This window comes from Candidatus Methylomirabilota bacterium (genome assembly GCA_035315345.1).
Lineage (GTDB): Bacteria > Methylomirabilota > Methylomirabilia > Rokubacteriales > CSP1-6 > CAMLFJ01.
Window position 1 is genome coordinate 16,216 of sequence record DATFYA010000134.1, and the last position, 12,422, is coordinate 28,637.

The 12,422-nt window shown below is 69.6% G+C and carries 11 protein-coding genes; all 11 read left to right on the forward strand.

The window, feature by feature from the left end; translation table 11 throughout:
- Nucleotides 1-57: 57 nt before the first annotated feature.
- The gene (locus VKN16_18225; GenBank protein HME96148.1) at nt 58-1,248 is read left to right on the forward strand and encodes a branched-chain amino acid ABC transporter substrate-binding protein; all 1,191 of its coding nucleotides are present in this window, start codon (nt 58-60) and stop codon (nt 1,246-1,248) included.
- A gap of 80 nt (nt 1,249-1,328) precedes the next feature.
- Entirely contained in the window at nt 1,329-2,300 is a 972-nt protein-coding gene (locus tag VKN16_18230; protein ID HME96149.1) for a branched-chain amino acid ABC transporter permease, read from the forward strand.
- Between the two features lie 7 nt (nt 2,301-2,307).
- Entirely contained in the window at nt 2,308-3,573 is a 1,266-nt protein-coding gene (locus tag VKN16_18235) for a branched-chain amino acid ABC transporter permease (GenBank protein ID HME96150.1), read from the forward strand.
- The gene (locus VKN16_18240) at nt 3,573-4,376 is read left to right on the forward strand and encodes an ABC transporter ATP-binding protein (GenBank protein ID HME96151.1); all 804 of its coding nucleotides are present in this window, start codon (nt 3,573-3,575) and stop codon (nt 4,374-4,376) included. The genes VKN16_18235 and VKN16_18240 overlap by 1 nt, the downstream gene beginning before the upstream one ends.
- The gene (locus tag VKN16_18245) at nt 4,369-5,073 is read left to right on the forward strand and encodes an ABC transporter ATP-binding protein (protein ID HME96152.1); all 705 of its coding nucleotides are present in this window, start codon (nt 4,369-4,371) and stop codon (nt 5,071-5,073) included. Before VKN16_18240 ends, VKN16_18245 begins: the two co-directional genes overlap by 8 nt.
- A gap of 13 nt (nt 5,074-5,086) precedes the next feature.
- A complete protein-coding gene (locus VKN16_18250) occupies nt 5,087-5,542 on the forward strand; it encodes a MaoC/PaaZ C-terminal domain-containing protein (protein ID HME96153.1) in 456 nt (151 codons plus the stop codon).
- Complete coding sequence (locus tag VKN16_18255) at nt 5,542-6,516, forward strand: ornithine cyclodeaminase family protein (GenBank protein ID HME96154.1); 975 nt, start codon at nt 5,542-5,544, stop codon at nt 6,514-6,516. The genes VKN16_18250 and VKN16_18255 overlap by 1 nt, the downstream gene beginning before the upstream one ends.
- Before the next feature lie 145 nt (nt 6,517-6,661).
- Nucleotides 6,662-8,716 (forward strand): tetratricopeptide repeat protein, encoded by a 2,055-nt coding sequence (locus VKN16_18260; GenBank protein ID HME96155.1) that lies wholly within the window; start codon nt 6,662-6,664, stop codon nt 8,714-8,716.
- Nucleotides 8,713-10,764 carry a tetratricopeptide repeat protein gene (locus VKN16_18265; GenBank protein HME96156.1) on the forward strand — a complete coding sequence of 684 codons (2,052 nt, stop codon included), beginning with the start codon at nt 8,713-8,715 and terminating at the stop codon, nt 10,762-10,764. Before VKN16_18260 ends, VKN16_18265 begins: the two co-directional genes overlap by 4 nt.
- A 51-nt stretch (nt 10,765-10,815) precedes the next feature.
- Nucleotides 10,816-11,319, forward strand: a complete 504-nt coding sequence (locus VKN16_18270; GenBank protein HME96157.1) for an MOSC domain-containing protein — start codon at nt 10,816-10,818, stop codon at nt 11,317-11,319.
- Nucleotides 11,316-12,422, forward strand: a 1,107-nt coding sequence (locus VKN16_18275) for an FAD-dependent oxidoreductase (GenBank protein HME96158.1), incomplete at its 3' end; no start/stop codon positions are given. The genes VKN16_18270 and VKN16_18275, both read left to right, overlap by 4 nt.

Sequence of the window (12,422 nt, forward strand, 5' to 3'; positions counted from 1 at the left end):
CTATAATGGCCGCGCTTGACACCCCACCCGTCCGCTTCGGTTAAGGAGGAGGAGCCGATGAGAACCGCACGACTTCGCCTGGTCACCGCCATCATCGCCGCGTTGGCGCTGGTGGTCCCGTTGACCTCCGTCGCCGATGCTCAGTCCAAGGGCACGATCAAGATCGCCACCCAGAGTCCGCTGTCGGGCGGTCAGGCCGTGCTCGGGGAAGGCATCAAGCTCGGGACCCAGCTGGCCGTCGAGAAGATGAAGGGCAACCTCGAGAAGATGGGCTACAAGGTCGACTTCGTGCCATTCGACGACCAGGCCAAGCCCGACGTCGGGGTGGCGAACGCCAAGAACATCATCGCCGACAAGGACATCATGGTGGTGATCGGCCATCTGAACTCGGGTGTGGCGATCCCGTCGTCGGAGGTCTACAAGGAAGTCACCCTGGCCATGATCTCTCCGGCCAACACCAACCCGGTCGTCACGGATCGCAACTATCCGAACGTGAACCGGGTGTGCGGGCGTGACGACGTGCAGGGCGTGGTGGGCGCCGAATTCGCGCACGGCACGCTGAAGGTCAAGAGCGTCTACATCGTGCACGACAAGACGCAGTACGGTCAGAGCATCGCCGAGTTCTTCAAGGCCGACTCCGAGAAGAAGGGCGTCAAGGTGGTGGGCTTCGAGGGCACCGAGGAGAAGTCGAACTTCGACCCGCTGCTGACCCCGATCAAGGCCAAGAACCCCGATCTCATCTACTTCGGTGGCATCTACGACCAGGGGGCGCCGTTCTTCAAGCAGGCGCGCGAGAAGGGCATCAAGTCGAAGTTCATGGGCCCCGACGGGATGGACTCCTCCGACCTCACCAAGATCGCGGGCAAGGCGGTGGTGGGGATGAACTACACCTCGGCGGCGGGCCCGGCGTCCGCGCTGCCCAAGGCGAAGGCGTTCGTGGATGAATACAAGAAGAAGTTCGGGAAGAACCCCGAGCCCTACGCGGCCGAGTCCTACGACGCCACCACCATCGCCATCAAGGCCCTGGAGGACGTGGCCAAGGGCGGCAAGATGAGCCGCGAGGGGGTCTCCACCGCGATCCGCAAGGTCAAGCTCTCCGGGATCACCGGCGACATCGCCTTCGACAGCCGGGGCGATCGGCTGAAGGCGCAGTACTTCGTGCTGACGGTCGCCAGCGACAATCCCGAGAAGTGGGGCGACAACAAGATCGTCAAGCAGCTCACGATCGCGCCGCCGGCGGTCAAGTAGCCGCCAGGGGGTCATCCGCGGGAGAGGTGCCCGGCAGCGGGCGCCTCTCCCGCTGCTCTCTACCCGCCCGCTGACTGCCGATGGACTTCGACATCCTGATCGGCATCTTCCCGCAGGTCCTGCTGGACGGCATCATCCTCGGCTTCATGTACGCCCTGATCGCCCTCGGCTACACGATGGTCTACGGCGTGCTCGAGTTCATCAACTTCGCCCACTCCGAGATCTTCATCATCGGGGCCTTCGTCGGCGTCGAGATCCTGCTCTCCTTCAAGTCGGCGGGCTGGCTCGACGTCCTGCCGTGGGCGCTCGTCCTGCTCCTGGTGCTGGTTGCGGGCATGGCGGTGAGCGGCGTGGCGGCGGTGGTCATCGAGCGGACGGCCTACCGGCCGCTGCGCCACGCCCCGCGCCTGATCCCGCTGATCTCCGCCATCGGCGTCTCCTTCTTCCTGCAGGACGCGATCCGGCTCTTCGAGTCGCTCTGGCGCAACTCGTTCAACCTCGTCTACCCGACCATGGACGTGCTGAACCATCGCTTCGAGCTCACCGAGACCATCGACATCTCCGTCAAGTCTCTCGTGGTCATCGTGGCGGCCCTGCTGATGCTGTGGGGGCTGCACTCGCTCGTGAACCGGACCAAGGTCGGCAAGGCGATGCGGGCGGTCGCCGAGGACCAGGGCGCCGCGTCGCTGATGGGCATCAACGTGAACCGGATGATCTCGCTCACCTTCCTGATCGGCGGGGCGATGGGCGGGGGCGCCGGGGTCCTGTTCGGCGTGCAGTACAGCCTGATCAATCCCTACACCGGCTTCATCCCCGGCCTGAAGGCCTTCACCGCGGCGGTGCTCGGCGGCATCGGCAACATCCCGGGCGCGATGCTTGGCGGACTCGTGCTCGGGCTGCTGGAAGCCTTCGCCGCCTCCTACCTGTCGCTGCTGACCGGCGGCGCCTTCGGCGCCGAGTACAAGGACATCTTCGCGTTCTCGATCCTCATCCTCATCCTGATCTTCCGCCCCAAGGGCCTCCTCGGCGAGATCGTGCGCGAGCGGGCCTAGCCCAGCGATGATCACGCGATGCCTGGAGCGCCCCGCTCTCGCGACCGCGCTCGTCGTCGTCGCCCTGATCGTGACGACGTGGGGCGTGACCTGGAGCCCGCGATCGATCGTCATCTTCATGCTGTTCCAGGGCTCGATCCTGCTGCTCTACTTCGCCCGGATCCCGGGTCTGGTCAAGGCGGCGCTCACCGCCATCACCCTCGGCGTGCTCATGCCGTACCTCGGCACGATCAACGCGTACTACATGGAGATCGCGATCCAGGTCGGGATCTTCGTGGCCCTCGCCCTGGGGCTGAACATCGTGGTGGGCCTGGCCGGACTCCTCGATCTGGGCTACGTGGCCTTCTTCGCGGTGGGCGCCTACTCGTGGGCGATCTTCGGCTCCCCGCAGGCCAACCTGATCTTCGGCGGCTCGCACTTCCCTCTGGGGCCGTGGTGGTTCTTCGTCTTCCTCTTCGTGGGGGTGGCGGTGGCCGCGGTCGCCGGGATCCTGCTGGGCCTGCCGGTGCTGAGGCTCCACGGCGACTACCTGGCCCTGGTCACTCTCGGCTTCGGCGAGGTGATCCGGGTCCTGGCCAACAACCTGGACAAGCCGATCAACATCACGAACGGGCCCAAGGGGATCACGCCGATCAATCGACCTCCCATCTTCTTCGCTCCGGTGCTGCAGTGGCTCGGCCTCGATTCCAATCCGAACGTCGTTTACCCACTCTACCTCTACGCGATCGTGCTCCTGATCGTCGGGGCCACCGTGCTCGCGAACCGGCGCCTGGAGGACTCGCACATCGGGCGGGCCTGGGAGGCGATCCGCGAGGACCAGACTGCGGCCCAGGCCATGGGCATCCCGCTGGTGCGCATGAAGCTGTTGGCCTTCGCGTGTGGCGCCTCGTTCGCAGGCACGGTCGGGGTGCTGTTCTCGGCCAAGCAGATCTTCATCAATCCCGAATCCTTCACGTTCATGGAGTCCATCGGCGTGCTCGCCATGATCATCCTGGGCGGGATGGGCTCGATCCCCGGGGCCATCCTGGGGGCCGCGGTGGTGACGATCCTGAATCTCCAGATCCTCAAGGGGTTGTCGCTCTGGCTGAACGAGCTGCGCAACGCGGGCATCGTGATCTTCGGCTACAGCCTCGCCAACCTCCCCACCCAGCTCGAGCCGGCCAAGTACGAGCGGATGGTCTTCGGCCTGATCCTGGTCCTCATGATGATCTTCCGGCCGCAGGGCATCCTGCCTGCGAAGCGCCGGCGCCGGGAGCTCGGAGAGGGTTCCTGATGGCGCTGCTGGAGGCCCGCGGCGTCAGCAAGCGCTTCGGCGGGCTGACCGCGCTCAACGGGGTCGATTTCACCATCGAGGAAGGCCACATCGCGTCGATCATCGGCCCGAACGGCGCGGGCAAGACCACCTTCTTCAATGTCTTCACCGGCATCTACATCCCGGAGGAAGGCGTGGTCACCTTCCGCGACGTCCCGGTACTGGGACGGCGGCCGGACCAGATCACCGCGCTCGGCATCTGCCGCACCTTCCAGAACATCCGCCTCTTCCCGCGCATGACCGCCATCGAGAACGTGATGATCGGCATGCACAGCCGGGTGCCGCTCACCTTCTGGGACGTGATCACCCGCAACCCGCGCTGGCGCGAGCACGAGCGTCGGCAGTGGGAGCAGGGCGCCGAGCTGCTCTCGGTGGTCTCCCTGCGGGACAAGGCCAACGAGGTCGCTCGGAACCTGCCCTACGGCGAGCAGCGGCGCCTCGAGCTGGCCCGCGCGCTCGGATCCACTCCCTCGCTCCTCCTGCTGGACGAGCCCACCGCGGGCATGACCCAGGGCGAGGCGCGCAGCCTGATGGCCCTCCTCCGCCGCCTGGTGGAGGACCGCAAGCTGACCCTGCTGCTGATCGAGCACAACATGCGGGTGGTCATGGAGGTCTCGGATCGCGTCACCGTGCTCGACTACGGCGAGAAGATCGCGGAGGGCCGACCCGCCGACGTCCAGCGCAACCCCCGCGTGATCGAAGCCTACCTCGGCCGGCAACGGTGGACGCCGGGGGCGGGCCTCACCGGCGACCCGCATGCTTGAGATCACGGACCTGCACGTCTACTACGGCGAGATCCATGCGCTCAAGGGCATCTCGTTCCGGGTCGCCCAAGGCGAGATCGTCACGCTGCTCGGCAACAACGGCGCGGGCAAGACCACCACCCTCCGCACCGTGTCGGGCCTGCTGTCCCCTCGCCACGGCGACGTGCGGTTCGAGGGTGCCTCCCTGGTCGGCATCCCGCCCCACGACGTGGTCCTCAAGGGCATCACCCACGTGCCGGAGGGGCGGCGCATCTTCAACCGTCTGACCGTGGTGGAAAACCTCGAGATGGGCGCCTATACGCGCGGCGATCCGCAGATCGCCTCGGACATGGAGCACGTCTTCACCACCTTCCCGCGCCTCAAGGAGCGGCGCACCCAGGTCGCGGGAACGCTCTCGGGCGGCGAGCAGCAGATGCTCGCCATCGGCCGGGCCCTGATGGCCCGGCCCCGGCTGCTGCTGCTGGACGAGCCCTCCATGGGGCTCGCGCCGGTGCTGGTCGAGCAGATCTTCGATACGGTGCAGACCATCAACCGCCAGGGTGTCACCATCCTGCTGGTCGAGCAGAACGCGGCCATGGCCCTGTCCATCGCGGAGCGCGGCTACGTGCTCGAGACCGGCCGCCTGCCCCTCGAGGGCCCGGCCCGCGAGCTGGCCGACAATCCGGAAGTGCGCCGCGCCTATCTGGGCGAGGCGTGAGAGGAGGGCGCGCGTGAAGAGCCACGGGCTGACCTACGAGGAGCACACCGTCGGCGCGGTCTACCGGACGCTCGGCCGCACGGTGTCCGAGGCCGACATCTGCGCGTTCGTGAACCTGTGCGGCTTCAACGAGCCGCTGTTCATGGACATGGAGTACGTGGCGAAGGAGTCGGTGTTCAAAGGGCGCGCCGCCCCCGGAGCCATGACCTTCTGCCTCTCCGAGGGCCTGATCATGCAGACCGGGCTGATCCACGGCACCGGCATGTCCTACCTCGGCAGCGAGATCCGCATCGTCGCTCCTGTCCTTCAAGGCGATACCCTCAAGGTCGGCGTGACGATCACGGACAAGCGCGAGACCAGGAAGCCCGACCGCGGCATCGTCACCTACAAGCACGAGGTGACGAACCAGCGCGGCGAGGTGGTGCTGGAGGCCACGGTCAAGCGGATGATCAGGCGCAACCCCGGCTGATGCTCCTGCTCGGCCGCGACGACCTGGCGGCGCTTCTCACGCCCGCTGACGTCATCGCGGCGGTGGAGCGCGCCTTCCGCGAGTGCGCGGCGGGCCGGGTGGCCGCGCTGCCGCGGGCCGGCCTGCCGATGGGCCGGGGCGGAGTCTTCCTCGCGATGATCTCCGCGTTGCCCGCTCTCGGCGCCCTGGGGACCAAGCTGGCGACGGTGGTGGAAGGCAATCAGCGGCGCGGGCTGCCGACCATCCAGGCCACGTACCTGTTGACGGATCCGGAGACGGGCACGCCGCTCGCGCTGATGGAGGCGGGCTTCCTGACCGCGATCCGGACCGGGGCCGCCTCGGCGGTGGCCGCCCGGTACATGGCGCGGCCCGACTCCCACACGCTCGCGTGCTTCGGCGCCGGCGTGCAGGCGCGCCATCAGCTGCTCTGCCTGCGCGAGATCTTGCCGCTGGCCCGGGTGCGCGTGGTCGGGCGGGATGCGGCACGCGCCGGCGCCTTCGTCCGGCGGATGCGGGACGAGCTCGGCCTCCCGGTGGAGATCGCCACCGATCGCCGGGCCGCGGTGCGTGGCGCCGACGTGGTGAGCTGCGCCACCACCGCGACGCGGCCGGTATTCGACGGGCGCGATCTCGGACCCGGCGCCCACGTCGATGCCGTCGGCAACTTCCGCCCCGCCACCCGCGAGGTGGACACCGTCACCGTCCGGAAGTCCCGCGTGGTGGTGGATACCTACGATGGCGCCTGGGAAGAGGCCGGGGACGTGCTGATCCCGATCAAGGCCGGGGCGATCACCCGGCGTCACGTGCGGGCCGAGCTGGCCGAGGTCGTGACCGGCAAGCGGCCGGGTCGCACGTCTGCCGAGGAGATCACCCTCTTCAAGTCCGTGGGGTTCGCCCCGGAGGATGCCGTCACCGCCCGCCTGGCCTACGACCGGGCGCTGGCGGCCGGGCGCGGCACCCGGGTGGATCTCTGAAACGAGGCCCGCCCCTAGCCGGCCCGCCCGGCCGGCATCGCAGACTGCTGTCGGAAAAATTGCTCGCACCCCTATATTGGAAGTAGGCGACTTTGCTCGGGTTTGGGCCATCCACCCGCACGCTCGCTCAACGGCAATCAATCCGATGACTCCGACAGTCGGCGACACGAACCGGCTCGGGAGATGGCTGCCGATCCTGGCAGCGATCCTGGCATTCGTTGCGTTCCTTCCCGCGCTGCGGGCCGGGTTCGTCAACTGGGATGACGAGGCCGGATTCCTCACCAACACCGCGTACCGCGGACTGGGCTGGACCGAAATTCGATGGGCGTTCACCACCACGCTCCTTGGTCACTGGAGCCCCCTGGCGTGGATCACGTGGAGCGTGAACTACGTCACGGGCGGACTGGAGCCGTGGGGCTATCACCTCGGCAACCTGCTGCTCCACGCGGGCAACGTCGTGCTGGTCTGGCTGCTCGCGCGCCGACTGCTCGCGAGCGGTTCGGACGAGTCGCCCACGAACCGATCGATCGCCGCCGGCGCCACGCTGGCGGCGCTGCTGTGGGGCCTGCACCCGCTGCGCGCCGAGCCGGTCGCCTGGGTCAGCGCGCGGAGGGACCTGCTCTGCGGCTCCTTCTATCTGCTCGCGGCCCTGGCGTACCTGCGGGGCGTGGCAGGAGGAGCAGCCATCCAGCCCCGGTGGTGGGGCCTCTCCCTGGCCGCCTTCGCGGCCGCGCTCTCGTCGAAGAGCATCGCGATGACGCTGCCGTTGAGCCTGCTGCTCGTGGACGCCTATCCGCTCCGCCGTCGGGGTCTCGGCTGGCGGGCGCTCGCGCGAGAGAAGCTGCCCTACGGGATGCTGGCGGCGGCCGCCGCCATCGTGGCCTTCGTGGCGCGGCAAGAGACCGGCAACATCACGGCGTACGCGCAGTACGGCCCGGGCGCGCGGCTGGCGCTGGGCGCCTATGCCTGGTGGTTCTCCCTCTGGAAGTTCATCTGGCCCACGGATCTCTCTCCGATGTACGAGCTGCCCCGACGCCTCGATCTGGGTCAGACGTGGGCGCTGAGCGCCGTGCTCGGGGTGGCCGTGATCACCATCGCGCTCGTGCTGCTGCGGCGGCGCTGGCCCGGTGGGCTCGCGGCCTGGGCGCATTCGATCATCGTGCTCGCACCGATCAGCGGGGTGGTCCACTCCGGCAACCAGCTGGCGGCCGACCGCTACACGTACCTGTCGAGCCTGGGCTTCGCCGTCCTGGCCGGCGCCGCACTCGTCTGGGCGCTTCGGCGAAGCGCCCGCGCCTCGGCCGGCCGGTGGATCCGGGCTTGCGCGTGCACTGCAGCCCTGCTGGTGGTGCTCACACTCGGCATGGCTGCGCGCGCGCAGACGACGATCTGGAAGGATTCGGAGTCCCTCTGGCGGCGCGCGGCCGCGGCCGATCCCGCCTGCTCGCTCTGCGAGAGCAATCTCGGCCGTGTCGTGGCGCGTCCCGGCCGCTTCGAGGAGGCCGAGGCGCACGTGCAGCGGGCCATCGCCCTCCGTCCCGACCGCCCGGGCCCGCACGAGAACATGGGCGCCATCATGCTGGCCCAGGGTCGCGACGGCGATGCCGAGCAGCACTTCCGCCTCGCGGCGACGCTCGAGCCCGACCGATCGGCGTCCCGAAACGCCCTCGGGGTGGCGCTGGCCCGGCAAGGCCGCGACCGCGAGGCCGAGGCCGAGTTTCGCGAGGCCGCGCGGCTCTCGCCCCGACTCGTCGACGCTCCCGCCAACCTCGGCGTCCTCTACGCCCGACAGGGCCGCCTCGACGACGCGATCGGCTCGCTCCGCCGGGCCCTGGCACTCGACGGCCGCCGCGGCGGAGTCAGGGCCGAGCTCGGCCGGGCCTTGCGAAGCCGCGCCATCGAGCTGGTGCGCGAGCGGCGCCTGGACGAGGCCGATCGCCTCTGGCGCGAAGCAGCGCTGCTGGCCCCCGAGGATCCCGACGCGCTTCGCCGCCTCGGCCAGGCCCTGGTGGAGCAGGGTAACGGCGTCGCCGCCATCCCGATCCTCGAGCGGGCGGTCGCGGCCACGCCCCGGGGCGGCGCCGAGCGCTTCTGGCTGGCCCGCGCGTATCGCCTGGCCGGCCGGACACCCGACGCCGATCGCGAGGTCGCGGCGCTGCGCGAGCTGGCCCCCGCCTACGCCACCGAGCTGAGCCGATGAGGCGCCTTCTGCTGCGCGCGCTGCCGCTCCTCGTCGCCGTGCTCGCCTTCCTGGCGTTCCTGCCCGCCCTGGACGGCGCATTCCTCAACTGGGACGACGACCGGAACTTCCTGTGGAACACGGGCTATCGCGGCCTCGGCCCGGCCCAGCTTCGGTGGATGGTCACCGCCACCTGGATGGGCCACTACATCCCGCTCACGTGGCTCACCCTCGGGCTCAACTACACCCTCGGTGGCATGACCCCATGGGGCTATCACCTGGGCAATGTGCTGATCCACGCCCTCAACGCGGGGCTGCTGTTCTTCGTCGCGCGCCGGCTGCTCAACGTCGCGGCTGTCCCGGCGCCCGCCGGTGCGCCGGGTGAGGCGGGACACGGCACGTCCGCGGGCGCCGGCACGCTGGCGGTCTCGCTGGGCGCCACGGCGGCCGCTCTCCTGTGGGCCGTCCATCCCCTCCGTGTTGAGTCGGTGGCGTGGATCACGGAGCGGCGAGACGTGCTGTGCGGCTTCTTCTACCTGCTGGCGGTCCTCGCCTATCTGCAGGGCGCGACGCGCGAGCGCACGCTCGGCGGCCGCTGGCTCGCCGCCTCCCTCCTCGCGTTCGCAGCGGCTCTGGCTTCGAAGGCGATGGCCATGACGCTGCCGCTCACCCTGCTCGTGCTCGATGTCTACCCGCTGCGCCGCGTCCGACTGGGCTGGCCGGCGCTCATCCGGGAAAAGCTCGGCCACTTCGCGCTCGCCGCCGTCGCGGCGCTGGTGGCGAGCTGGGCGGTGACCCGCGGGGCGGGCTGGACGAGCTATGACGACTATGGCATCGGCGCCCGCCTGGCCATGACCGGCTACAGCTTCTGGTTCTATCCGTGGAAGCTCGTCTGGCCCGAGAATCTGTCCCCTCTCTACGAGCTTCCTGCCCGCATCGGTCTGCTGGACCCGCGGTTCGCGTGGCCGACCCTCGGCCTGGTCGCGGTCACCATCCTCCTGGTGCTCGGTCGCCGCCGCGTCCCGGGCGCACTCGCCGCGTGGCTGCAGTCGATGATCGTGCTGGCCCCCGTGAGCGGCATCGCCCACGCCGGCCACCAGCTCGCCCATGACCGTTACAGCTACCTTTCCGGGCTCGGATTCGCGGTCCTGGCCGGTGCGGGCATGATGTGGGTCGTCGAGCAACGCGCGCGCGGGCGGGTGAACCGATGGGTGTTCGGGACCACGGTGGCGGCCGTGGCAATGGCGCTGGTTGGGCTGGGCGCGGGCAGCTGGGTCCACAGCCGCATCTGGCGCGATTCCGAGACCCTCTGGCGCGCCGCCGTCACCTCGGATCCCACCTGCGCGCTGTGCCACCAGAAGCTCGGCGAAGTGCTGCACGCGGCCGGCCTGCCCGGCGCGGCGGAAGCCGAGCTGGCCCGCGCCGTTGCCCTGCGGCCGGACCGGCCCACGGCCCACAACAGCCTCGGGGCGTTTCTGGTGAGCCGAGACCGGCTCGGGGAGGCCGAGACCGAGTTTCGGGAGGCGATTCGGCTGATGCCGCACTATCCTGATGCGGTGGCGAACCTGGGCGCGCTCCACGCCAAACAGGGGAAATATGGCGAAGCCATCGGGGAGCTGCGTCGCGCCCTCGCCCTGTCCCCTTACCACGAGAGCGCGCGTCGCAACCTCGCCTTCGCTCTCGACAGCGCGGGCATCGAGCAGGCGCGGGCGGGCCGGCCCGCCGAGGCGGTCGTGCTCTTCAAGGAGTCGACCACGCTCGACCCGGCAGAGCCGGCCTTCTGGCGTGATCTCGGCCAGGCTCTCGTCGAGGATGGCAAGGCCGTTGCGGCCATCGCGCCCCTGGAGCGCGCGGTGGCGCTGCGCCCCAAGGGCGCCAACGAGCGATTCTGGCTGGCGCGCGCGTACCTGCTCGCCGGCCGGGCCGCCGAGGCCCAGGGACACATCGACGCACTGCGATCGCTGGATGCGACGGCCGCCGCGGGCCTGTCCCCGGCGCGGTCCTCCGGTCGGTCGCAAGTGGTCTCGGGCTGGGATGCCGAGCGCGGCAAGCCTGCAGCCACTCCCTAGCTAGCGCGCGTCGTGGTGGATACTGATGCCGGACAAGGACACGGCGATGCCATGAGCGACGGAGCCCGGATCGTCCGGATCAACGTGTCGCCCGGCGGGGTGCCGAAACGAGCGGTGGCCTCGGCGCGCGTGACCACGATGGGCGTGCAGGGCGATGCCCAGAGGAACCGCACTCACCATGGCGGCCCTGAGCGGGCGCTCTGCCTCTTCTCGCAGGACCGCATCCGAGCCCTCCAGTCCGAGGGTCACCCGATCCAGCCGGGCAGCATCGGCGAGAACCTCACGATCGAAGGCATCGACTGGAGCCAGGTCACGCCGGGCGTCTACCTGCGCCTCGGTGACGAGGTGGTCGCCGAGGTCACGCGCTATACCTCGCCTTGCTTCAACATCCGGGCCTCGTTCCATGATCGCGACGAGTCTCGCGTGTCCCAGAAGCGCCATCCGGGCGACAGCCGCGTGTACGCGCGGGTGCTGCGCGAGGGCTCGATCACCACGGGAGATCCCGTGCGGCTCCTCACCAGAGCCGAGGCGGACGCGCTGGCCGCACCCGCATGAAGACCGCCGACGTCGTGATCATCGGTGGTGGCGTGATCGGCGTCTCCATCGCCTTCCATCTGGCCGAGCTCGGCGTCAAACGCGTGATGGTGCTCGAGCGCAAGTTCCTGGGAGCGGGCGGCACCGGGCGGTCGGTGGGGATCATCCGGCAGCTCTATCCGACGCGGGAGACCAGCCAGATGGTGCGCCGGTCGCTCGCCGTATTCGAGCAGTTCTCCGACGTCGTCGGCGGCGATGCCGGGTTCGTACGATCCGGCGCCCTGATCGGGGTGTCGGCCGCCATGCGCCCCACGCTGGAGCGAACGCTGGCGCTCCAGCGGGAGATCGGGATCGAGGCCGAGATCCTCGAGCCGGCAGAGCTCGGCCGAATCGAGCCCCGCATCGACCCGTCCGGGCTCGGCGCCGTCCTCTGGGAGCCCGGCTCGGGATACGGCGACCCGTCGGCCGTGACGGCCGGCTTCGCGGCGGCGGCGCGGCGGGGCGGCGTGACGATCGAGCAAGGCGCCGAAGTCGTAGCCATTCGGCAGGCGAGCGGACGGGTGGTCGGCGTGACCACGGCCGTCGGCGATCACATCGACGCCCCCGTCGTGGTCAATGCCGCCGGCCTCTGGGCGCCACAGGTTGCCCGGCTCGCGTCCGTCGAGCTGCCGATCATCGTCGGCCGCCATCCGGTGTTCTCGGTGGCACGTGGCCCTGACTTCGGTCCGGCGCATTGTGTCTACCTCGACCTCGCCGGCGGCAGCTACGCGCGCCCGGAGAGCGGCAGCCTGTCGATCATCGGCTCACTGACCGATGATGAGGCCGAGCACCCGATGGATCCCGAACTGCTCGGCAGTGAGGCCGGTTTCGACGAGGCGGCGTCGGTGCTGAGCCGCAGCGCACAGGCCATCCCCGCGTTCGCCGACACCCGCTTCATCCGCGGCTATGCGGGAGCCTTCGACATCACCCCCGACTGGATGCCAATTCTCGACGAGTCGCCGGTGAAGGGCTTCTTTGTCGCGGCGGGCATGTCGGGCCACGGCTTCAAGCTGGCGCCGGCGGTGGGGGAGATGGTGGCGGCACTGACAACGCGGAGTACCTCGCCGGTAAGCTTGGCTCCGTTC